22 protein-coding genes and 3 tRNA genes are annotated in these 20,619 nt (G+C 69.7%); 13 read left to right on the top strand and 12 right to left on the bottom strand.

Features of this window, described 5'->3' with window-relative positions; all coding sequences use genetic code 11:
* The first annotated feature begins 104 nt into the window (after positions 1-104).
* The 3 genes from G537_RS38745 to G537_RS0119275 all read left to right on the top strand — a co-directional run bounded on the left by G537_RS38745 (position 105) and on the right by G537_RS0119275 (position 3,018).
* A complete protein-coding gene (locus tag G537_RS38745; protein WP_051248639.1) occupies positions 105-1,490 on the top strand; it encodes an adenylate/guanylate cyclase domain-containing protein in 1,386 nt (461 codons plus the stop codon).
* 10 nt (positions 1,491-1,500) lie between these two features.
* Entirely contained in the window at positions 1,501-2,379 is an 879-nt protein-coding gene (locus G537_RS0119280) for an aldo/keto reductase (RefSeq protein ID WP_051248636.1), read from the top strand.
* Between the two features lie 318 nt (positions 2,380-2,697).
* Positions 2,698-3,018, top strand: a complete 321-nt coding sequence (locus tag G537_RS0119275) for a hypothetical protein (protein WP_051248634.1) — start codon at positions 2,698-2,700, stop codon at positions 3,016-3,018.
* Positions 3,019-3,084: 66 nt separating this feature from the next.
* Here the strand turns inward: G537_RS0119275 and G537_RS43765 are convergent, their stop codons facing one another.
* Positions 3,085-3,240 (bottom strand): hypothetical protein, encoded by a 156-nt coding sequence (locus G537_RS43765; RefSeq protein ID WP_155888673.1) that lies wholly within the window; start codon positions 3,238-3,240, stop codon positions 3,085-3,087.
* 129 nt (positions 3,241-3,369) lie between these two features.
* On the opposite strand from G537_RS43765, the gene G537_RS0119265 reads away from it, so the two are divergent.
* Positions 3,370-3,756 carry a PRC-barrel domain-containing protein gene (locus G537_RS0119265; protein ID WP_026871519.1) on the top strand — a complete coding sequence of 129 codons (387 nt, stop codon included), beginning with the start codon at positions 3,370-3,372 and terminating at the stop codon, positions 3,754-3,756.
* Between the two features lie 61 nt (positions 3,757-3,817).
* On the opposite strand, the gene G537_RS44495 is transcribed toward G537_RS0119265, so the two are convergent.
* From G537_RS44495 to carA, 3 genes are read right to left on the bottom strand one after another with little or no spacing between them, the layout of a single operon-like run.
* Positions 3,818-3,964 (bottom strand): hypothetical protein, encoded by a 147-nt coding sequence (locus G537_RS44495; RefSeq protein WP_169516733.1) that lies wholly within the window; start codon positions 3,962-3,964, stop codon positions 3,818-3,820.
* Between the two features lie 50 nt (positions 3,965-4,014).
* Positions 4,015-4,635 (bottom strand): GNAT family N-acetyltransferase, encoded by a 621-nt coding sequence (locus tag G537_RS38740; RefSeq protein WP_051248631.1) that lies wholly within the window; start codon positions 4,633-4,635, stop codon positions 4,015-4,017.
* Positions 4,635-5,795, bottom strand: coding sequence for a glutamine-hydrolyzing carbamoyl-phosphate synthase small subunit (gene carA, locus G537_RS0119250; protein ID WP_026871518.1), 1,161 nt, complete (start codon positions 5,793-5,795; stop codon positions 4,635-4,637). Before carA ends, G537_RS38740 begins: the two co-directional genes overlap by 1 nt.
* 189 nt (positions 5,796-5,984) lie before the next feature.
* On the opposite strand from carA, the gene G537_RS0119245 reads away from it, so the two are divergent.
* The 3 genes from G537_RS0119245 (at position 5,985) to rpoD (ending at position 10,453) form a co-directional block, all read left to right on the top strand.
* Positions 5,985-6,440 carry a GatB/YqeY domain-containing protein gene (locus G537_RS0119245; RefSeq protein WP_026871517.1) on the top strand — a complete coding sequence of 152 codons (456 nt, stop codon included), beginning with the start codon at positions 5,985-5,987 and terminating at the stop codon, positions 6,438-6,440.
* Positions 6,441-6,526: 86 nt separating this feature from the next.
* On the top strand, positions 6,527-8,356 hold the full coding sequence (gene dnaG, locus G537_RS0119240) for a DNA primase (RefSeq protein WP_026871516.1): 1,830 nt from the start codon (positions 6,527-6,529) through the stop codon (positions 8,354-8,356).
* 147 nt (positions 8,357-8,503) lie between these two features.
* Positions 8,504-10,453: an RNA polymerase sigma factor RpoD gene (gene rpoD / locus G537_RS0119235; RefSeq protein ID WP_026871515.1), complete on the top strand. Its 1,950-nt coding sequence runs from the start codon at positions 8,504-8,506 to the stop codon at positions 10,451-10,453.
* 88 nt (positions 10,454-10,541) lie between these two features.
* Here the strand turns inward: rpoD and G537_RS44695 are convergent, their stop codons facing one another.
* Both G537_RS44695 and G537_RS44690 read right to left on the bottom strand, forming a co-directional pair.
* Entirely contained in the window at positions 10,542-10,844 is a 303-nt protein-coding gene (locus G537_RS44695) for a nucleoside/nucleotide kinase family protein (RefSeq protein ID WP_211230432.1), read from the bottom strand.
* The gene (locus G537_RS44690) at positions 10,838-11,296 is read right to left on the bottom strand and encodes a nucleoside/nucleotide kinase family protein (RefSeq protein WP_211230431.1); all 459 of its coding nucleotides are present in this window, start codon (positions 11,294-11,296) and stop codon (positions 10,838-10,840) included. The genes G537_RS44695 and G537_RS44690 overlap by 7 nt, the downstream gene beginning before the upstream one ends.
* Before the next feature lie 233 nt (positions 11,297-11,529).
* Here G537_RS44690 and G537_RS0119225 point away from each other — a divergent pair, with 233 nt between their 5' ends.
* Entirely contained in the window at positions 11,530-13,020 is a 1,491-nt protein-coding gene (locus G537_RS0119225; protein WP_026871514.1) for a mannitol dehydrogenase family protein, read from the top strand.
* Between the two features lie 10 nt (positions 13,021-13,030).
* On the opposite strand, the gene G537_RS38730 is transcribed toward G537_RS0119225, so the two are convergent.
* Genes G537_RS38730 through G537_RS0119205 form a run of 4 tightly spaced genes read right to left on the bottom strand, consistent with a single transcriptional unit; the run spans position 13,031 to position 16,600 of the window.
* Complete coding sequence (locus G537_RS38730) at positions 13,031-13,909, bottom strand: TauD/TfdA dioxygenase family protein (protein ID WP_034852272.1); 879 nt, start codon at positions 13,907-13,909, stop codon at positions 13,031-13,033.
* 22 nt (positions 13,910-13,931) lie between these two features.
* Positions 13,932-14,780, bottom strand: a complete 849-nt coding sequence (locus G537_RS0119215) for an ABC transporter permease (RefSeq protein ID WP_081688915.1) — start codon at positions 14,778-14,780, stop codon at positions 13,932-13,934.
* Positions 14,773-15,594, bottom strand: a complete 822-nt coding sequence (locus G537_RS0119210; protein WP_026871512.1) for an ABC transporter ATP-binding protein — start codon at positions 15,592-15,594, stop codon at positions 14,773-14,775. The genes G537_RS0119215 and G537_RS0119210 overlap by 8 nt, the downstream gene beginning before the upstream one ends.
* Before the next feature lies 1 nt (position 15,595).
* Entirely contained in the window at positions 15,596-16,600 is a 1,005-nt protein-coding gene (locus G537_RS0119205; protein WP_026871511.1) for an ABC transporter substrate-binding protein, read from the bottom strand.
* Between the two features lie 406 nt (positions 16,601-17,006).
* Between G537_RS0119205 and G537_RS0119200 the strand changes: the two genes are divergently transcribed.
* Positions 17,007-17,315, top strand: coding sequence for a hypothetical protein (locus G537_RS0119200; RefSeq protein ID WP_026871510.1), 309 nt, complete (start codon positions 17,007-17,009; stop codon positions 17,313-17,315).
* Positions 17,316-17,407: 92 nt separating this feature from the next.
* Positions 17,408-17,483 (top strand) — tRNA-Ile (locus G537_RS0119195).
* Between the two features lie 57 nt (positions 17,484-17,540).
* Here G537_RS0119195 and G537_RS0119190 read toward each other — a convergent pair.
* Both G537_RS0119190 and rlmB read right to left on the bottom strand, forming a co-directional pair.
* Complete coding sequence (locus tag G537_RS0119190) at positions 17,541-18,110, bottom strand: SMI1/KNR4 family protein (RefSeq protein WP_026871509.1); 570 nt, start codon at positions 18,108-18,110, stop codon at positions 17,541-17,543.
* A gap of 28 nt (positions 18,111-18,138) precedes the next feature.
* The gene (gene rlmB / locus G537_RS0119185) at positions 18,139-19,038 is read right to left on the bottom strand and encodes a 23S rRNA (guanosine(2251)-2'-O)-methyltransferase RlmB (protein ID WP_026871508.1); all 900 of its coding nucleotides are present in this window, start codon (positions 19,036-19,038) and stop codon (positions 18,139-18,141) included.
* 128 nt (positions 19,039-19,166) lie between these two features.
* Between rlmB and G537_RS0119180 the strand changes: the two genes are divergently transcribed.
* The 3 genes from G537_RS0119180 (at position 19,167) to tuf (ending at position 20,619) form a co-directional block, all read left to right on the top strand.
* A tRNA-Tyr gene (locus G537_RS0119180) sits at positions 19,167-19,251 on the top strand.
* A gap of 55 nt (positions 19,252-19,306) precedes the next feature.
* A tRNA-Gly gene (locus tag G537_RS0119175) sits at positions 19,307-19,380 on the top strand.
* A gap of 48 nt (positions 19,381-19,428) precedes the next feature.
* Positions 19,429-20,619 carry an elongation factor Tu gene (gene tuf / locus G537_RS0119170; protein ID WP_026871507.1) on the top strand — a complete coding sequence of 397 codons (1,191 nt, stop codon included), beginning with the start codon at positions 19,429-19,431 and terminating at the stop codon, positions 20,617-20,619.

Below are 20,619 nucleotides of genomic sequence, written 5' to 3'. Positions count from 1 at the left end.
AAAGCCCATCGGCGCAGGGCTGGGGCGATCTGACGTCATCCGCACCCTGGCGAAAGCCGCTCCGACGCCCTATCTGCAGCGGGTCATCAGGCTGGGAGGACGGCATGGCCGAGCCGGCGCAGGCGACGCCCGGCGGCATCCGGGGCGCCATGGAGCGGGAGGAGCGGGACGGCCTCTCCTATGTCTTCTACGGCCGCGTCCTGGTGTCGGCGCTGCTGGCGCTTTATGTCGTGCTGTCGATCCCGGCCGAACGGTCGATCGCCTATCTCGGCGTGATCGCCGCCTTCCTCGGCCTCGGGCTGATCCCGTATCTGCTGCAGCGGCGCGGCCGCATCGGCGTCTGGGGCGTCGGCGCCTTCCTGGTGCTCGACGCGGTGCTGCTGACCTTCGTGATGGTGGCGCCGAACCCGCTGTTCGGCTCCGAGGTGCCGGTCCAGTTCACCCAGCGCATCCCCAACTTCCTGTTCCTGCTGCTGTTCCTGTGCGGCGTGGCGCTGAGCTATTCGCCGAAGCTGGTGCTGCTGGTCGGCGGGACGCTGACCGTGTCCTGGTCGCTCGGCTTCGCCTGGCTGGCGACGCGGCCCGACAGCATCGTCACCAGCGCCAGCGACGTGGTCGAGGGCCCCGGCGCCGACGGCAAGCGCATCGCGATGTCGCTCGACCCGCACGCCGTCAGCAGCACCCTGTGGATGATCCAGACCGTCATCCTGGTGCTGATGACACTGGTCCTGGCGCTGGCCGTGTGGCGGTCGCGCCGGCTGGTCGGGCGGGTGGCGCGGATGGAGGCGGCCAAGGCGGCGCTGTCGCGCTACTTCTCGCCCAACCTGGTCGGCCGGCTCGCCGCCTCGGCAGCGCCGCTGGGCGAGATCCAGCGGCAGCCGGCGGTGATCCTGTTCGTCGACATCGTCGGCTTCTCCGGCCAGGCCGAAGGGCTGGCGCCGGAACGGGTGGTGGCGCTGCTGCGCAGCTTCCACCGGCGGATGGCCGAGCAGGTCTTCGCCCATGAGGGCACGATCGACAAGTATATCGGCGACTGCGTGATGGCGACCTTCGGCACGCCCCAGCCGGGCCCGCGCGACGCCAGCAACGCGCTGTGCTGCGCCCGGGCGATGTGCGCGGAGGTCGAGCGCTGGAACGAGAAGCGGCAACGGCGCGGCGCCGCGCCGGTCGAGGTCGGCATCGGCCTGCATTACGGCCTGGTGGTGATGGGCAATATCGGCGACGAGCGGCGCCTGGAATTCGGCGTCGTCGGCGACACGGTCAACGTCGCCAGCCGGCTGGAGCGGCTGAGCCGCCGCCTCGCCGCCCGGGTGGTGGCCAGCGACGCCGCGGTCTCCCAGGCCGCCCGCGAAGGCTGCCCGCGGGAGGTGCTGGACGATTTCGGGCCGGCCGGGCAGGCGGAGATCCGCGGCCGGCAGGAGGCGCTGGCGATCTGGACCCTGGCCGCGCTCGGCGCGGCGTCGCAGGGACGGGTGGCGATCGCGGAATAGGAGGATGCGCATGAGCAGCAGCGATGGGGCCGGCCTGCGCCGCCGGCCGGCGGGCGAGACCACCGTGGCGCTGCCGTCCGGCGCCGCCATGCCGATCCTGGGGCAGGGCACCTGGGGCATGGGCGAGGACCGGCGCCGGGCGAAGGAGGAGGCGGCGGCGCTGGCCGCCGGGATCGATCTCGGCCTGACCCTGATCGACACCGCCGAGATGTATGGTGAGGGCGGGGCCGAGGAGGTGGTCGGCCAGGCGGTCCGCGGCCGCCGCGACGAGGTCTTCCTGGTCAGCAAGGTCTATCCGCACAATGCCGGCCGCACCGCCGCGATCGAAGCCTGCGAGCGCAGCCTGCGCCGGCTCGGCACCGACCGGATCGACCTCTACCTGCTGCACTGGCAGGGCCGTGTGCCCTATGCCGAGACGATCGAGGCCTTCGAGCGTTTGCGCGCCGACGGCAAGGTGGTCGACTGGGGCGTCAGCAATTTCGATCTCGGCGACATGGAGGCCTGGACCGGCGAGAAGGGCGGCGACCGCACCGCGACGAACCAGGTCTGCTACAGCCTGTCGGCGCGCGGCATCGAATGGGACCTCCTGCCCTGGTGCCAGCGGCGCGGCCTGCCGGTGATGGCCTATTCCCCGCTCGGCCAGGGCCGGCTGCTCGGCCACCCCGTCCTCGGCGAAGTCGCCAGCCGGCACGACGTCGCGCCGGCCACGGTGGCGCTCGCCTGGCTGCTGACCCGGCAGGGCGTCGTCGCCATCCCGAAATCCAGCCGGGTCGACCGCCTGCGCGACCACCGCCGGGCGCTGGATATCGTCCTCGACGAGGCCGATCTGGCGGCGCTGGACCAGGCCTTCCCGCCGCCGCGGCGGAAGATGCCGCTCGCCATCCTCTGACCGCCGACGACGCTCCCGATCACTGGGAACGCAGAGTTCTGGTCTTCCTTTTATGTTGATAATTGAGTTTTGGCGTCCGATTGCAATCTATCGCGAATTCAAATTGTGGCTTCTTTTTGATATCTTCGTGGCTTAAAAGGAATTTGGCCGCATCGCGGCTCGGTTTGTTGGTGATTGCTTGTGTCGACTGCCGGTGGCGGCGACGGAGTCTTCGGGGTGGAGCGTGAAGTGTGGGAGCCGGCTGTTGTTCCCCAGGGCACATCGCCGGTTGATGGAAGAGGGATCACCCCTATGTTGTCTCGTATGAAGCGTGTTCTCATGGCCGCTTCGGCGGCCCTGCTCCTCGCCGGCGCCTCGGGCGCCGCCCTCGCCCAGGACCGGGCGCCTGCCCCTGTGGCGACGCCGGCGGTCTGGCATGGCCAGGGGGACACGTCGCTCAACACCAAGGTGGACTGGCGCGACCGCCGCGACTGGCGCCGCGACCGTCGCGAATGGCGGCGCGACTACCGCGACTGGCGCCGCGACCGCCGGGAGTGGTATCGCGACCATTGGCGCCACGACCGCCGGTACTGGCAGCATCGCGACTGGCGCTGGCGCGACCACAGCTGGCGCCGTCCCTACTGGTACTGGCGCTACTGATCGCGCGCGACCAGCCAAGGACGGTGGGGCCGGCACCCTTCGGGTGCCGGCCTTTTTCATGGGCCGTCACATCCGGACCGGATCCGGCAGGGGCGGCTCGGGCGGGATTCCCGGCGGCACTTCCGGCGGCGGCTGGCCCGGCTGGTCGGGCGGCGTGTCCGGCCGCGGATTGGGGATCGGCGGCTGGGTCGGGTCCGGCGGCGGCTTCTTGGGATCGCTCATCGTCACGGCCTCGCATATCCGGGGACGGCGGTCTCCCTGGTCAATCGCCGCCCATCCGCTCCGGTTCCGGGGAACCGGCGGGTCCGACGCGGCGTTGCCGGGATGAGGCCACAACTGCGGGAGAGCGACATGCAGACCCAGGCAGACCGGGATCTCCGCACCCGCGAGACCGAGCGGCTGATCGCCAGCGACAAGGTCGAGAGCACCCCGGTGCGGCGGCCGAACGGCGATCGGATCGGCACCATCCAGCGGGTGATGATCGACAAGCGGACCGGCCGCGTCGCCTATGCGGTCATGACCTTCGGCGGCTTCCTCGGCATCGGCGAGGACTACTACGCCCTGCCGTGGTCGATGCTGACCTACAACGAGGCGCTCGACGCCTATGAGCTGGACATCACCGAGGACCAGCTTCGTGGCGCCCCGGCCCACGACGTCGGCGACGGCTTCGACTGGGACGACCGGCAATGGGCGCGGCAAGTGCACGACTATTACCGCGTGCCGCCCTATTGGCTGTAGAAACGAAGGCAGGCTAGGGAGACTGGGGCGGCCTCGCGGCCGCCCTCTTCTTGTGCCCCGGTCAGAACACCCATCCGAGCAGAAGTGCGCCGAGCACCACGATCGCCAGGCCGAGCGACAGGTGCAGCACCCAGCGCATGCGGCCGCGGGATTCGCCCTGCCGGGCCTCGGTGGTGTTGATCGTCGGCGGAGGACGGTCGTCCGGCATGTCGCCTCCTCGCTGCGCTGCGCGCCGGCCGCGGAGCGGGCCGGCCGTCGTCAAAGCAACGGCGGGCGGGGGAAGCGGGTTCCGGGCCTACCCGGCCGGGGATCGACCGGATCGGGGTTGGTCAGGGCCGTCAGCACATGGTCGCGCCAGGCCCCGCCGATGAACAGATAGTCCTTGGCATAGCCTTCGCGGGCGAAGCCCAGGCGCTGCAGCAGGGCGGCGCTGCGCGCGTTCTCCGGCAGGTGGTTGGCCATCAGCCGGTGCAGCCCCAGAGGGCCGAAGGCATAGGCGATCGCCAACTCCAGCGCCTCGCGCATCAGGCCCTGGCCCTGCTGCGCCGCGGCCAGGTGGTAGCCCAGCGTCGCGGCCTGGAAAGGTCCGCGCGCCAGCATGTTCAGGTTCAGCTGCCCGATGATGCCGGCCTCCGGCTGGTCGGGCAGGCGCAGCACCAGGCGCACGGCGCGGTCCTCGAGGAACAGCTCCGCCGCGTCCGCGCCCCAGCGGCGCCAATAGGGCTCGGTCCGCCAGGCGGCGCTGCGCGGCGGCATCCAGGGACCGAGATAATCCCACTCCCGGTCGTGGAAGGCGGCCAGCGCCGCGCCGTCGGCCGGTCCGGCCAGGGTCAGGGCGACCCTGGGGCCGAGCAGGCGTGGCGGCTCGCGCTGCGGCATCAGCGCTTCCGCGCGTCGATCAGGTCGACGAAGCGCTGGAACAGGTAGTGGCTGTCCTGCGGTCCCGGGCTGGCCTCGGGGTGGTACTGCACCGAGAACACCGGCCGGTCCTTCAGCCGCAGCCCCTCGTTCGAGCCGTCGAACAGGCTGACATGGGTGACCTCGACCGTGTCCGGCAGGCTCTCCGGCAGCACCTGGAAGCCGTGGTTCTGGCTGGTGATCTCGACCTTGCCGGTGGTCAGGTCCTTGACCGGGTGGTTGGCCCCGCGATGGCCGCGCGCCATCTTGCCGGTGCGGCCGCCCAGCGCCAGCGCCAGCATCTGGTGGCCGAGGCAGATGCCGAACATCGGCAGCCCGGTGTCGAGCAGCGCCTTGATCGTGGGCACGGCATAGCTGCCGGTCGCCGCCGGGTCGCCCGGGCCGTTGGCCAGGAAGATCCCGTCGGGGCTGTGGCTCAGCACGTCCTCGGCCGTCGCCGTCGCCGGCACCACGGTGACCTCGCAGCCGGTCGAGGCCAGGCAGCGCAGGATGTTGCGCTTGGCGCCGAAATCGATCGCCACGACCTTGCGCTTCGGGTTTTCCAGCGTGCCGTAGCCGGTGCCGTGCGCCCAGCGCGTCTCGCCCCAGCGATAGGTCTGGGTGCAGGACACCTCCTTCGCCAGGTCCATGCCCTCGAGCCCCGGCCAGGCCTGGGCCTCGGCCAGGGCGGCGCCGATGTCGAAGGCGCCGTCGGGCGCGTGGATCACCACCCCGGTCGGGGCGCCGGCGTCGCGGATGCGGCGGGTCAGGGCGCGGGTGTCGACCCCGGCGATGCCGATCAGGCCGAAGGATTGCAGCCAGTCGTCGAAGTCGCGGGTGGCGCGCCAGTTCGACGGCTCGGTGATGTCGTCGCGCAGCACCAGGCCGCGCGCCGCCGTGGTCCCGGTCTCGACGTCCTCGGGGTTGGCGCCGACATTGCCGATATGCGGGAAGGTGAAGGTGACGATCTGCCCGGCATAGGACGGATCGGTCATGATCTCCTGATAGCCGGTCATCGAGGTGTTGAAGCAGACCTCGCCGATGGCGCGGCCGGTGGCCCCGATGCCTCGGCCCCACAGCACCGTGCCGTCGGCGAGCACGAGCGCCGCAGTGGCGCCGGGAGGCGGAGCGGTGTGGGTCATGGCAACCTCGGGGTGTGAATTTCCAGGCATAAAGCACGGACGGCGGCGAGATTCCAGCCCCTCTTGCCCGCGCTGGCGGAATGGCCGCCCCCTTCTCTTGCCTATGCCGGCAGAATGGCCGCCCTCACTCTTGTCTATGTCGGCCGAATGGCCGACAGTCCGCGCCGCTTCTGTCAGGAGGATCCGATCATGCTGCGCGCCCAGTTCACCGACGCGCTGAAGCAGGCGATGAAGGCCAAGGACGAGCGCACGCTCTCGACCGTGCGGATGATCATCGCCGCGCTCAAGACCAAGGACATCGACGCCCGCGCCAAGGGCAACGCCGACGGCATCCCGGACGAGGAGATCCTGTCGATGCTGCAGGGCATGGTGAAGCAGCGGCGCGAGAGCATCGCCCTCTACGAGAAGGGCGGCCGGCAGGACCTGGTCGACAAGGAGCAGGGCGAGATCGCGGTGATCGAGCGCTTCCTGCCCCAGGCGATGGACGAGGCCGAGACGGCGGCCGCGATCGGCGCGGTGATCAAGGAGATCGGCGCCGCCGGCATGAAGGACATGGGCCGGGTGATGGCCGAGCTGAAGTCGCGCTATGCCGGCCGAATGGACTTCTCCAAGGTCTCGGCCGCGGTGAAGGCGCAGCTGGGCTGAGGACGGGGCCCGCCTGCAGAGAACCGCTGACCTGCGGAGCGGGAATCGCGTTAGGCTGAAGCGGTCCCGCCCGCTAGAACCCGTGCATGTCCCTTCCTCCCGGCTTCCTCGACGAGCTGCGCACCCGCCTCCAGGTGTCCGACGTGGTCGGCAAGCGGGTGCCGCTGCAGCGCAGCACCAAGGGCGAGTACAAGGCCTGCTGCCCGTTCCACAAGGAGAAGACGCCGAGCTTCACGGTCAACGACCAGAAGGGCTTCTTCCACTGCTTCGGCTGCGGCGCCCATGGCGACGTCATCAGCTTCGTCATGCAGCACGACCGCCTGTCCTTCATGGAGACGGTGGAGATGCTGGCGGCCCAGGCGGGGCTGGAGGTGCCGAAGACGAAGCCCGAGGACCGGGCCCGGTTCGAGCGGCAGAAGACCCTGTACGACGTCGTCGAGTCGGCCTGCGCCTTCTTCGAGGCCGAGCTGCGCGGCCCCGGCGGCCGGGCGGCCCGCGACTATCTCAGGGGCCGTGGCCTCGACAACGAAACGGTCTCCCGCTTCCGCCTGGGCTTCGCGCCCGGCGATGGGGGCAGGCTGATCAAGCATCTGCGCGGCCAGGGCTTCCAGGACGCGATGATCGAGGAGGTCGGGCTGGCCCGCCGGCCCGATGACGGGCGCGACCTCTATTCCTTCTTCCGCAATCGGGTGATCTTCCCGGTGGCCGACCGGCGCGGCCGCACCGTCGCCTTCGGCGGCCGGATCATGGAGGGGGACGGGCCGAAATACCTGAACAGCCCGGACAACCCGCTGTTCCACAAGGGCAAGCTGCTGTACGGCCTGTCGCGGGCGCGCCAGGCGGCGTCGCAGGGCCAGACCGTGATCGTCGCCGAAGGCTATATGGACGTGATCGCGCTGGTCCGCGCCGGCTTCGAGGCGGCGGTGGCGCCGCTCGGCACCGCCCTGACCGAGGAGCAGATCGTCGAGCTGTGGAAGATGGCGCCGGTGCCGGTGCTGTGCTTCGACGGCGACGAGGCCGGGCGGCGCGCCGCCTGGCGGGCGATGGACCGGATCCTGCCGCAGCTGCGGCCGGACCATTCCGCGCGGATCGCCTTCCTGCCGCAGGGCGAGGACCCGGACAGCCTGATCCGCGGCTCCGGCGGCGGCGCGGCCATGCAGTCGGTGCTGGAGGGCGCCCTGCCGCTGGTCCGGGTGTTGTACGACCGGCAGACCACGATGCACCGGCTGGACACGCCGGAAGGGCGGGCGGGCCTGCGCGCCGGCGTCGAGGCCCAGGCCCGGCGGATCGCCGATCCCGCGGTGCAGGCCCAGTACCTGGCCGAGCTGCGGACCCGGTTCGAGGAAGCCTTTCCTGCCCGGCCGCGCCGACAGGGCGGGGACTGGCGGCCGGGCAAGCCGCCGGCGCCGGTCGGGCCGAAGCCGCAATCGATCCGCGACGAGCAGGACGACCGCCTGGCGATCTGCGTCCTCCTGTGCCTTCTCGCCGCCCATCCCGATCTGGGCGAAGAGGTCGGCGAGGCCTTCGCCATGATCGAGATCGCCGATCCGGACCTCGATTCGCTGCGCCAGTCGCTGCTGGCGCGACTCGGTGATTCGCAGAGCGGCGAATCGGACGGACTTGATTCGCAGCCGACTCGGACCTACCTGACTGTTCCCGAAGCCGATGGACTGCCGCCGGCATTGGTCGACCGCATTCGCAGGAAATGGCCCTTCACCCGGCCGGAAGCGCCTCCCGAGGAGGCTCGCGCCGGCTGGTCCATGGTCATGGGCCATCTCGAGCTGCGCGCCCTCAGGCGCGAGCTGGCGGATGCGGCGCGCGACATGGCCAGGCAGGGCACGGCGGCCGCGCTGGAACGTTGGCGCGGGCTGCGGCAGGAGATCGAGCGTCGGCAGGCGATACCGGGCGGATTCTGACCGCCCGCAGGGATCGAATGGACGCCGCGGCGCGGCGGGGCATGACCGGGTTCCGAGTCGTGCCCCTTCCTTGCGCGCGGAAGCTTAGGTATGAGAGCCAACTTCGGGTCACTCCCGACGGCGGCGGGTGAAGGGGCACGGGTGCAGATGGCAACCAAGACAGTGACGGCGGCGGATTCGGCCGAGACGCGCGAGGATGGCGCGGACGGCGCGATGATGGACGTGACCGTCCAGGCGGTGAAGAAGCTGATCGCCAAGGGCAAGGAGCGCGGCTACGTCACGATCGACGAGCTGAACGCCGCCCTGCCGCCGGACCTGACCTCCTCCGAGCAGATCGAGGACGTGACCTCGAACCTGTCGGAGATGGGCATCAACGTCGTCGAGAACGAGGAGACGGACGACGCCTCGGCTGCGGCCGACAGCGACGGCGAGGGCCGCGCGGCCGGCAACCTGGACGACGACGATGTCGGCCGCACCGACGACCCGGTGCGCATGTATCTGCGTGAGATGGGCTCGGTCGAGCTGCTGTCGCGCGAGGGCGAGATCGCCATCGCCAAGCGGATCGAGGCCGGCCGGGAGATGATGATCGGCGGCATCTGCGAGAGCCCGCTGACCATCCGCGCGATGATCGAGTGGCATTCCGCCCTGAAGGACGGGAAGATGCTGCTGCGCGACATCATCGACCTCGACGCCACCTACGGCGCCAGCCCGGACGGCGAGGCGCTGGCGATGAGCGAAGGCGAGAGCGAGGCCGAGGACGAGGCCGAATCCGAGTCGGAGGGCGAAGGCGAGGCCGCGGCGGGCGGCGGCGCCGGCGAGGACGACGACGGCGGCATTTCCCTCTCCGCCATGGAGGAGGCGCTGAAGCCGCAGGTGCTCGACACCTTCGAGGCGATCGAGCAGACCTACCAGAAGATGCACAAGCTGCAGGAGCAGCGCCTGACCCAGATCCAGAAGGGCGAGGCGATCTCCAAGCAGGCCGACGCGAAATACGACAAGCTGAAGGAGGACATGGTCCGCCTGATGGAAGGCGTGCACCTCAACAATGTCCGGATCGAACAGCTGGTCGAGCAGCTCTACGCCCAGAACCGCAAGCTGATGGGCCTGGAGGGCCAGCTCCTGCGCCTGGTCGCCGACGCCGGGGTCCCCCGCGAGTCCTTCCTCGAGAACTATTTCGGCCACGAGCTCGACCCGAACTGGATCGAGCGGGTGCGCGGCATCGACAAGAAATGGGCCAAGTTCGTCGAGAAGAACGGCGCCGCGGCCCAGAAGGTGCGCACCCAGATCAGCCAGATCTCGGACGAGGTCGGCCTGCCGATCTCGGAGTACCGCCGCATCGTCTCGACCGTGCAGAAGGGCGAGAAGGAGGCGAGCCGGGCGAAGAAGGAGATGGTCGAGGCCAATCTCCGCCTGGTGATCTCGATCGCCAAGAAGTACACCAACCGCGGGCTGCAGTTCCTGGACCTGATCCAGGAGGGCAACATCGGGCTGATGAAGGCGGTCGACAAGTTCGAGTACCGCCGCGGCTACAAGTTCTCGACCTATGCCACCTGGTGGATCCGGCAGGCGATCACCCGCTCGATCGCCGACCAGGCGCGGACCATCCGCATCCCGGTGCACATGATCGAGACGATCAACAAGCTGGTCCGCACCAGCCGGCAGATGCTGCACGAGATCGGCCGCGAGCCGACCCCGGAGGAGCTGGCCGAGCGCCTGCTGATGCCGCTGGAGAAGGTGCGCAAGGTCCTGAAGATCGCCAAGGAGCCGATCAGCCTCGAGACGCCGATCGGCGACGAGGAGGACAGCCATCTCGGCGACTTCATCGAGGACAAGAACGCGGTCCAGCCGCTGGACGCCGCGATCCAGGCCAATCTGCGCGAGACCACCACGCGCGTCCTGGCCTCGCTGACGCCGCGCGAGGAGCGGGTGCTGCGCATGCGCTTCGGCATCGGCATGAACACCGACCACACGCTGGAGGAGGTCGGCCAGCAGTTCTCGGTGACGCGCGAGCGTATCCGCCAGATCGAGGCGAAGGCGCTGCGCAAGCTGAAGCACCCGAGCCGCAGCCGCAAGCTGCGCAGCTTCCTGGATACCTGAAGCAAGGCCGGATTCCGGCTATGAACGGGCAGCCTCCGGGCTGCCCGTTTTCGTTTGGCGGAAGGCTCGCTCCGGGGCGGCCGACTGTTCAGGCTCGAAAGCCGGCAGATCCGTCTGGCCTGCCCGACCTCAGGATCGACGGGTGGTCGAAGCTCGAGTTGTCGATCACGAGATCGGCCCGGGCCGTGGGGGCCGCTTCGAGCAGATACAGCCGTTCGGCGACCTGATACCGGTTGCGATGCAGCGCTTCCGCCTCTGGCCCCGCCCAGCTCCGGTCGCGTTCGATCCCCCTCCTGAGGCTGAGCTCGGGATCGACCTGAAGCCAGATGCGAAGATCCCAGAAGGCGTCGATCTCCGGCCGGAACGCGAAGACGCCGTCGACGATCAGCACCGCATCCTCCGCCGCGCGGGTCGTTTCGGTGCGATGATCGATCTGGGTACGGGATCGATGCAGCAGAGCGCGCATTCGCCGGATCCTTCCGGCCCCATGGGGTCAAGCAGCAGCTCCTTCACCGTGTGATAGTCATAGGCGTTCCGGTAGTATCCCTCACCGGATTCGCGGTCATAGAGATGGCGGTCCTGCCATGGCCTCTTGAAGTCGTCGAGACTGGCGCGCAGCACCGGGCGGCCGCGGTCTGCAATGCGCTGCGCCAGTTCATCGCCCAGGCTGGTCTTGCCGGCGGCGGTAAAGCCGTCGATGCCGATGCGCAGCCGGCCGGTCCCGCAGGCCAGGATTCGGCTCACGACATGGTCGAGCATGGCGGCGCGCTGCGCCGAGGGGGAGGGCGGCTGTGGCTGCCGCAGCGTCGAGACGGAGAACTGCACTTGCACGCGGGCGGACATGATCGGCGGCCTCGGCGGACGGACGGGGCAGTAAAGCATGGCGTACTCCACCAAGCCGGGATATAGCCGCGCAAGGTTGCTGGGGTGGAGTCGCCATACTAGTATTCCGACCCAACAGGAAGATGATGTGGCGGCAATCCGCGCCGCCGCGGAACGGAGTAGGAGAGGGCGCTGCCGATGCGGTTCCGTGTTCGCCTGATGACCTCTGGCCGCAAGGAGTATCGCCCGTGACGATGGCGTCTTCGCGCCGGCTCGGCACGGCCGCCCTGGCCGGGCTGCCGGCATCGGTGGCGCGGCCGGGCTATGACCGCGACGCGGTCGCCACCGGCATCGTCCATCTCGGCATCGGCGCCTTCCACCGCGCCCATCAGGCGGTCTGCACCGACGACGTGCTGGCGACGGGCGACCGGCGCTGGGGCATCCTCGGCGCCAGCCTGCGCAGTCCGGACACGCGCGACGCGCTGGTGCCGCAGGACGGGCTCTACACCCTGTCGGTGCGCGACAGCGACGGCGAGGCGCTGCGCGTGATCGGTGCGGTGCGCGACGTGCTGGTGGCGCCGGAGAGCCCGGCGGCGCTGCTCGACGCGCTGTGCCGGCCCTCGGTCGCCATCGTCAGCCTGACCGTGACCGAGAAGGGCTATTGCCACGACCCGGCCACCGGCCGGCTGGACGAGAGCCACCCCGACATCGTCCACGACCTCGCCCACCCCGAGGCGCCGCGCTCGGCCATCGGCATCCTGGCCCGGGCGATCGCCCGCCGCCGGGCGGAGGGGCTGGCGCCCTTCACCCCGCTGTGCTGCGACAACCTGCCGGCCAACGGCCGCACCCTGCACCGCATCCTGTCGCGCTTCGCCGCGCTGGTCTCGCCCGATCTCGGCGCCTATGTCGAGGGCGAGATCGTCTGCCCCGAGACCATGGTCGACCGCATCGTGCCGGCCACCACCGACGAGGATCGAGGCCGGATCGCCGCCGCGCTCGGGGTCCAGGATGCCTGGCCGATCGTCACCGAGCCCTTCCTGCAATGGGTGATCGAGGACCGCTTCCTGTCCGGCCGACCGGCCTGGGAGGCGGCAGGGGCGACGCTGGTGTCGGAGGTCGCGCCCTACGAGACGATGAAGCTGCGGCTGCTCAACGGCAGCCACTCCTCGCTGGCCTATCTCGGCTATCTCTCCGGCTGCGAGACGGTGGCGGCGGCGATGGCGGAGCCGGGCATCGCCGCCTTCGTCGAGGCGCTGATGGCGGATTCCACCCCGACTCTGACCCTGCCGTCCGGCGCCGATGTCGCGGGCTACAGGCGCTCGCTGATCGACCGCTTCCGCAACAGGGCGCTGAAGCACCGTACCTGGCAGATCGCCATGGACGGATCGCAGAAGCTGCCGCAGCGGCTGCTCGGCACCGTGCGCGACCGTCTGGCCCGCGGCCTGCCGGTGGACCGCCACGCGCTCGGCGTCGCCGCCTGGATGCGCTATGTCGCCGGCACCGATGAGGCCGGCAAGCCGATCGATGTCCGCGATCCGCTGGCCGCCGATTTCGCGGCGATCGCCCGCGAGGCCGGGCCGGTCGCCGACCGGCTGGCGTCGGCGCTGCTGGGCGTCCGCGCCGTGTTCGGCGACGATCTGCCTGCCAACCCGCAATTCCGCGCCGCGGTGACCCGGGCCCTCGACGCCCTGTACCGCCAGGGCGCCAAGGCCACGGCCGCGGCCTATGCGCGGCTGGAAGGCTGACGCGTAGACCTTACGCCGCCGCCCGGTCGCGCGGGCCGATCGGGCGGTCGCCCTTCACCGTGGTGCGGTAGAGCGTGCGGGCCAGGTGCGGCGGGCAGCCGGTGGCGAGATGGATGGTCGCCCGGTTGTCCCAGAATACCAGGTCGTGCGCCCGCCAGCGGTGCCGGTATTGGAACTGCGGCTGGATCATGTGCTCGAACAGCCGACGCAGCAGCGCGTCGCTCTTCGGCCGCTCCAGCTCGACGATATGGGTGGTGAACCCCTCGTTCACGAACAGCGCCTTGCGGCCGGTGGCCGGGTGGATCCGCACCACCGGATGAGTCACCGGCGGCACGGTTTTGGCCTGCTCCGCGGTCAGACCGGGCCGCAGCGAGCTCTTGGCCTGCTGGGCCACGTTGCGGGCGCTGTAGTCGTGCACCGCGGTCAGGGTCTCGATCTGCGCCTTGGTCTCGTCGTCCAGCGCGTCATAGGCCGCGGCCATGCTAACGAACAGCGTGTCGCCCTCGACCGGCGGCAGGGTCTGGGCGTGGAGGAGGGACCCCAGGCTCGGCTCGGCCTTGTAGGACAGGTCGGAGTGCCAGTAGCGGCCGGCGTCGGCGAGGCCGATCGGCTTCCCGTCCCGCATCTCGTTCGAGACGATCAGGATCTCCGGGTGCCCGGCCAGGTGGAAATGGTGCTGCACATGGATCTCCAGCTCGCCGAAACGGCGGCTGAAGTCGATGTGCTGCTGCGGCGTGATCCGCTGGTCACGGAACACCACCAGGGAATGCGCCTCGAACAGCGCCTTGATCCGGGCGAAGGTGGCTTCGTCCGGCGCGGCGGCGAGGTCGAGCCCGGTGATCTCGACGCCGAGCAGGTCGGACAGGGGACGGGTGGTGAAGCTGGACATGGCGGCGTTTCCGTTCTGTGTCTCAGGCGTGCTGCGTGCCCCAGCGCTCGACGGTGAGCCGGGACAGGGTGCGGAACAAGAGGCTTTCGACCAGCAGGCCGATCAGGATGATGGCGAGGAGGCCGGCGAAGACATTCGCCGTCTCCAGCTGGTTGCGGTTGACGTAGATGAACCAGCCGAGCCCGCCGGAGCGGGAGGAGACGCCGAAGACCAGCTCGGCCGCGATCAGCGTGCGCCAGGCGAAAGCCCAGCCGATCTTCAGGCCCGCCAGGATCGCCGGGAAGGCGGCCGGCACCAGGATGCGGGCGACATAGGCGAGGCCGCCGAGGCCGAGATTCTGCCCGACCATGGCCAGCGGCCGCGGCACCGCGCGGAAGCCGGAGTGGGCGGCCAGGGCCAGCGGCCACAGCACCGAATGGACGATGACGAAGAGCAGGCTGGGCGTGCCCAGACCGAACCACAGGAGGGCGATCGGCAGCAGCGCGATCGCCGGCAGCGGGTTGAACATCGCGGTCAGGGTCGACAGGAGTTCCGCACCCAGGCGGCTGGCCGTGGCCAGCCCGGCCAGGATCGCCGCCGCGGCCACGCCGATGGCGTAGCCCGCCACCAGCACCTGCAGCGAGGCCAGGGTGCGCAGCGGCAGCTCGCCGCTGGCCAGGCCCTCACCGAAGGCGGACAGCGTGGTCAGGAAGCCGGGCAGCAGCAGCGGACTGCCGATCAGGCGCGCCGCCGCCTCCCACACCGCCGCCAGCGCTGCCAGGATCAGCAGGCGGCGCCAGGCCCCGATCCCGAGCAGCCGCCGCGCGGGAGTGTCGGTCACGACCCGGCGCAGCGGCGACCCGGCCTGCAGCAGGCCCTGATAGTCAACCATCGATGGCCTCCGTCGCCCCGATCTGGTCGGTGATCAGCCCGCCGATTCGCGCCTCCAGCGCGGCGAAGGCCGGATCGCCGCGGTCCGGGCCGCGGCCGCCCGGCAGATCGAGCACGGCGCGGATTCGGCCGGGATGCGCGGTCATCACCACGATCCGGCTGCCGATCACGATCGCCTCGTCGACCGCATGGGTGACGAACAGGGTGGTGACCCCGGTCGCCTCGCACAGCGCCAGCAGCTCCTCCTGCATCCGCCGCCGGGTCATGGCGTCGAGCGCGGCGAAGGGCTCGTCCATCAGCAGCACCTCGGGCCGCAGCGCCAGGGCGCGGGCGATGGCCACGCGCTGCTTCATGCCGCCCGACAGCGTGTTCGGATACTGGTCGGCGACGCGGGCCAGGCCGACGCGCCGCAGCATGTCGTCGGCCGCCGCCTCGGCCTCGGCCCGTCGGGTGCGTTTCGCCCAGGACAAGGCCGCGACCAGGTTGCGCCGCACCGTCAGCCAGGGCAGCAGCTGCTCGAAATCCTGCAGCACCATCATCCGGTCCGGGCCGGGCCGCGACACCGGCCGCCCGTCCAGCAGCACCCGGCCGGCGCTGGGCGGCAGGAAGCCGGCGATGCTCTTCAAGAGGCTCGACTTGCCGCAGCCGGACGGGCCCAGCAGCACCAGCCGCTCGCCGCGGCGGATCTCCAGGGTCACGTCCTCGACCGCCGTCACCATCCGGCCGTCGGCGACATAGGACAGGGTGACGCCCTCCAGCCGCAGCGCCGGGGACGTGGCCGTCTCGGGAGCAGGGGCGAGGGCAGGGGCCGCCATCTCAGCTGCCCTGCCGGTCGTGCAGCGGCGGGAAGAACAGGTCGCGCCAGTCCGAAGTGGTGGTGGCGATCTGGCCGATGCGGTGCTGGAAGTCGACGAATTTCAGGATGTTCTCGGGCGCCACGGTGTAGCGCGTGTCGGGCGCGGTGATCAGCGCCTCGACGAAGGGCTCCGGCAGCTTCGAGGATTCGGCCGCGATGTACAGCTTCGCCGCGTCGGCGGGGTGGTCCTGGATGAACCGGTCGGCCCGGTCCAGCGCGGTGACGATCGCCGCCACCGTCTTCGGGTTCTCGGCATAGAAGGCGCCGGTCGCGTAGATCACGTTGAAGGTGTGCGGGCCGCCCAGCACGTCGAAGCTGCTCAGCACCCTGTGGATCTTCGAGTCCTGCAACTGCTGGTTCTGGAAGGGCGGGGCGCCGAAATTGGCGGTGACCTCGGACCCGCCGGACAGAAGGGAAGCGGTCGCGTCCGGATGCGACATGCTGACGGTCAGATCGTCCAGCTTCGTCGCCTGGTCCTCGCCGAAGGCCTGGGCCGCCGCCATCTGCAGCACCACCGCCTGGAACCCGACCTTCACCGCCGGCAGGGCGATCCGGTCCCTGTCGGTGAAGTCCGCCAGGGTCTTCACCTGCGGGTTGGTGGTGGTCAGGTAGATCGGCATCGAGCCGAGCGAGGCGATGCCCTTGACGTCGATCGAGCCGCGGGTCTTGGCCCACAGCGTGATCGCCGGCGGCGCCCCGGCCGCGGCGACGTCCAGGCTGCCGGACAGCAGCGCCTCGTTCATCGCCGCGCCGCCGCTGACCTGGATCCATTCGATCGTCGGCGGCGTCAGCCCGGCCTCGGCCGCCGCGGCCTCGATCAGCTTCTGCTGCTTGGCCACGATCAGCGGCAGGTAGGAGATGCCGAATTGCTGGGCGATCCGCAGCGTCGCGGTCTCGGCCTGGGCGGGGACGGCAAGGGCGAGCAGCGTCGCGGCGGCGACAATGGATCCGAGAAGGCGGCGCATGCGGCGGTCTCCGGCTGGCGGCTATTAAACAAGGATTCTGAGCGGGGACGAAAATATCAATCCAATAAAGTTGTATTATTAGTTTATTGCCGAAATTGCAACGTAATTTCTTTGGCTGGCCGACCCGCTCTGGCCCGTCTGCCGGTGCCTGGGTCGGTCCCGAAACGATCTCCACGACTCAGTGTAGCCACCCGTAAATCAGCCAATAGAATCGGCGAACAGGCTCCCCGACGACACGGCGGCTTCTTCAGGTGCCCGGCGGCCGTCGAAGTCCACGCTCAAATATCTCTTGAGGAGAAACGAGACGAGGCGCATCTTTATTTGTGCGGTGCCGATGATTCGGCGATTCGGTTGTCTCATGCGCCGCACCGCCCGACGGCGCTCCAAGGATCGGAAGGGGGATCCTATGGACATCGTGACACTGATCATCCAACTCGTGGCGGGTGCGGTCGGCGGCAATGTGGCCGGCGCCGCGCTCAAGCAGTACAACCTCGGCACGCTCGGCAACTCGATCGCCGGCATCGTCGGCGGCGGCATCGGCGGTCAGATCCTGACCGCCATCGTCCCCGCCCTCTCCGCGGCGGCCGCCAGCGGCAGCCTCGACATCGGCTCGATCATCGGCCAGATCGTCGGCGGCGGCGTCGGCGGCGGCATCCTGATGGTCATCGTCGGCATCATCAAGCAGATGATGGGCGGCGGTCAGAAGGCGCAGTAGGGCTCTAGCGAGACGCGGCGCCCGGCCGGTCCGCGCCGGGCGCCGCAACCCGCTTCCCCGCATCGGCGCCGCTTGCTAGAAGAAGCGCCGACGGGCCTGTAGTTCAGTGGTTAGAACCCGCCGCTCATAACGGTGTTGTCGCAGGTTCGAATCCTGCCGGGCCCACCACGCTTCGCCCTTACGGGCTTCGCGTGGCGCAGCCACGCTTTGGGGGCGTGTGCTGACTTAGGGAATTGGATTCCGGGCCGCCAACAGCCGGGTGATATGTCCCTCTTCACCGTACATCAGCGCCCATAGCTTGACGCCCGAGGCCCACGCTCGGATCCATTTTTCGAAGCTCGGGGATTCCTCGAAGAAGGCGTCGGCCCAATCGTCGCTATCATGCACGTTCGGATCGAAAATCCGCATCCGGAAGTTCGGATCAGAACAGTCGACACACGACAGAATGGCGCATCCCCAATGGCAGATCGGCAGAAGCCCCTCTGGCCATTCGCAATAGGAGTCTTCCGAGCTGCCGTCGCGGAGCTGCCTGTAGATGGCGGGGCCGGTCTTGCCGGTGTCGTCCGGCACGCCATTGGTCAGGCCTATCAGCCCGTAGCCGGGCCCAAAGCCTCCGTTTCCGATCTGCGTGTAGATGCGCTTCAGTAGCGGCGGAAGCGAGAAGCCGAGCTGTCTTTCGTCATCGGCGACGTCGGTCGGATCGGCCGGTTGCAATCGGGCCGCCGCGTAGCCATCAAGATCCGTGATCTTCGCCAAGATCCGGCGCCGGATCGCAGCCAGGATGAGTTCGTCCATCGGTCCGCCCCCATTTTGCTCAGCCCGTTCAGCCTCCCCGCGCCGCCTCATAGAGTGCGATCGCGGCGGCGTTGGAGACGTTCAGGCTGGCGATCGGGCCCTGGGTCGGCAGCCGGGCCAGCACGTCGCAGGTCTCGCGCGTCAGGTGGCGCAGGCCCTCGCCCTCGGCCCCCAGCACCAGCGCCACCTTGTCGCCCTGCACCGCCTCGGCCAGGGTGGCCTCGCCCTGCTCGGCCAGGCCGATCCGGCGGAAGCCCCACTGTCCGAGCGACTCGAGGGCGCGGGCCAGGTTCTTCACCCGGACCAGCGGCACGTGCTCGACCGCGCCCGACGCGGTCTTGGCCATCACCCCGGTGACCTCCGGCGCATGCCGGTCGGTGACGACCACCGCCAGCGCCCCGAAGGCGGCGGCGGAGCGCAGGATGGCGCCGATATTATGCGGATCGGTGACCTGGTCCAGCACCACCACGATGCTGCGCGCGGCCTCTCCGGGCTCGCCCCCCGGCTCACGCAGCGAGGCCTGGCGGCCGATATCGTCGATGTCCGGCGCCTCCAGCGGCTTGACCTCCAGCGCGATGCCCTGATGCACCGCCCCCTTCAGGAACCGGTCCATCAGTTCGCGCGGCACGACCTCCGGCTCGGGGCGGGCGATCCCGGCCTGGGCGGCCTCGGCCAGCGCCTCGGACAGATTCGCGAGGCCGGCCTCGGTGCACTGCACCCGGGTGATCACGCGCTCCGGATTCAGCACCGCGGCCACCGCGGCGTGCACGCCGTAGAGATAGCGGTCGGGCTCGCGCGCCGGCGGCCGGCCGGCGGGCGGACGGCCGCCGCCGGGCGGGCGCGGGCCGCGGGAATCGGGGCTGCGCGGGCCGGTGCGGCCGGCGGCATGGGGGGCGCGGGGCGGGCGGTTCTGGGGCGTGCGGGTCATCGCCGTCCTCTGCGCCGTCGGCGGAGCGGGGTCAAGATGACGATTTTCGCAACACGCATGCTTGACTTCCGCGCCGGGATGTCGATATTCCGCCCCGCCATTCGCCGAGCCGTGCGGCGAAGCCCTGTGGAGGGGTGGCCGAGTGGTTAAAGGCAGCAGACTGTAAATCTGCCCGCATAGCGTACGCTGGTTCGAATCCAGCCCCCTCCACCAAAGCCCGCCTGGCTTCGTGGTCACGGTCAAGGACATGGCGCGTCCCGGGCCACGGGCGGGTGTAGCTCAATGGTAGAGCAGCAGCCTTCCAAGCTGAATACGAGGGTTCGATTCCCTTCACCCGCTCCATCCGGGATCCTCTGGTCCCAACCGCGAACGGATTAAGGTCTCCAAGGAATGGCGAAGGCGAAGTTTGAGCGGACGAAGCCGCACTGCAACATTGGCACGATTGGTCACGTGGACCATGGGAAGACGTCGCTGACGGCGGCGATCACGAAGGTGCTGGCGGAGAAGGGCGGGGCGACGTTCACGGCGTACGACCAGATCGACAAGGCGCCGGAGGAGAAGGCGCGCGGTATCACGATCTCGACGGCGCATGTGGAGTACGAGACGGACAACCGTCACTACGCGCATGTGGACTGCCCGGGCCACGCGGACTACGTGAAGAACATGATCACCGGCGCGGCGCAGATGGACGGCGCGATCCTGGTGGTGTCGGCGGCGGACGGTCCGATGCCGCAGACGCGGGAGCACATCCTGCTGGCGCGCCAGGTCGGCGTGCCGGCGCTGGTGGTGTTCCTGAACAAGGTCGACATGGTCGACGATCCGGAGCTGCTGGAGCTGGTGGAGCTCGAGGTGCGGGAGCTGCTGAGCTCGTACGAGTTCCCGGGGGACGACATTCCGATCGTGCCGGGCTCGGCGCTGGTGGCGCTGGAGGACGGCGACCCGAAGCTGGGTCGTGACGCGATCCTGGAGCTGATGAAGCAGGTGGACGCGTACATCCCGCAGCCGGAGCGTCCGAAGGACAAGCCGTTCCTGATGCCGATCGAGGACGTGTTCTCGATCTCGGGCCGCGGCACGGTGGTGACGGGCCGGGTCGAGCGCGGGGTGATCAAGGTCGGCGAGGAGATCGAGATCGTCGGTCTGCGTCCGACGCAGAAGACGACCTGCACCGGCGTGGAGATGTTCCGCAAGCTGCTGGACCAGGGCGAGGCGGGCGACAACATCGGGGCGCTGCTGCGCGGCACCAAGCGCGAGGAGGTCGAGCGCGGCCAGGTTCTGGCCAAGCCGGGCTCGATCACGCCGCACACCAAGTTCAAGGCCGAGGCGTACATCCTGACCAAGGAGGAGGGCGGGCGCCATACGCCGTTCTTCACCAACTACCGGCCGCAGTTCTACTTCCGGACCACGGACGTGACCGGAGTGGTGCATCTGCCGGAGGGCACCGAGATGGTGATGCCGGGCGACAACATCTCGATGACGGTCGAGCTGATCGCCCCGATCGCCATGGACGAGGGCCTGCGCTTCGCCATCCGCGAAGGCGGCCGCACCGTCGGCGCCGGCGTCGTCGCCTCCATCATCGAGTAA

It is taken from the genome of Inquilinus limosus DSM 16000 (assembly GCF_000423185.1).
GTDB lineage: Bacteria > Pseudomonadota > Alphaproteobacteria > DSM-16000 > Inquilinaceae > Inquilinus > Inquilinus limosus.
This window is presented reverse-complemented; position numbering and strand designations above follow the sequence as displayed.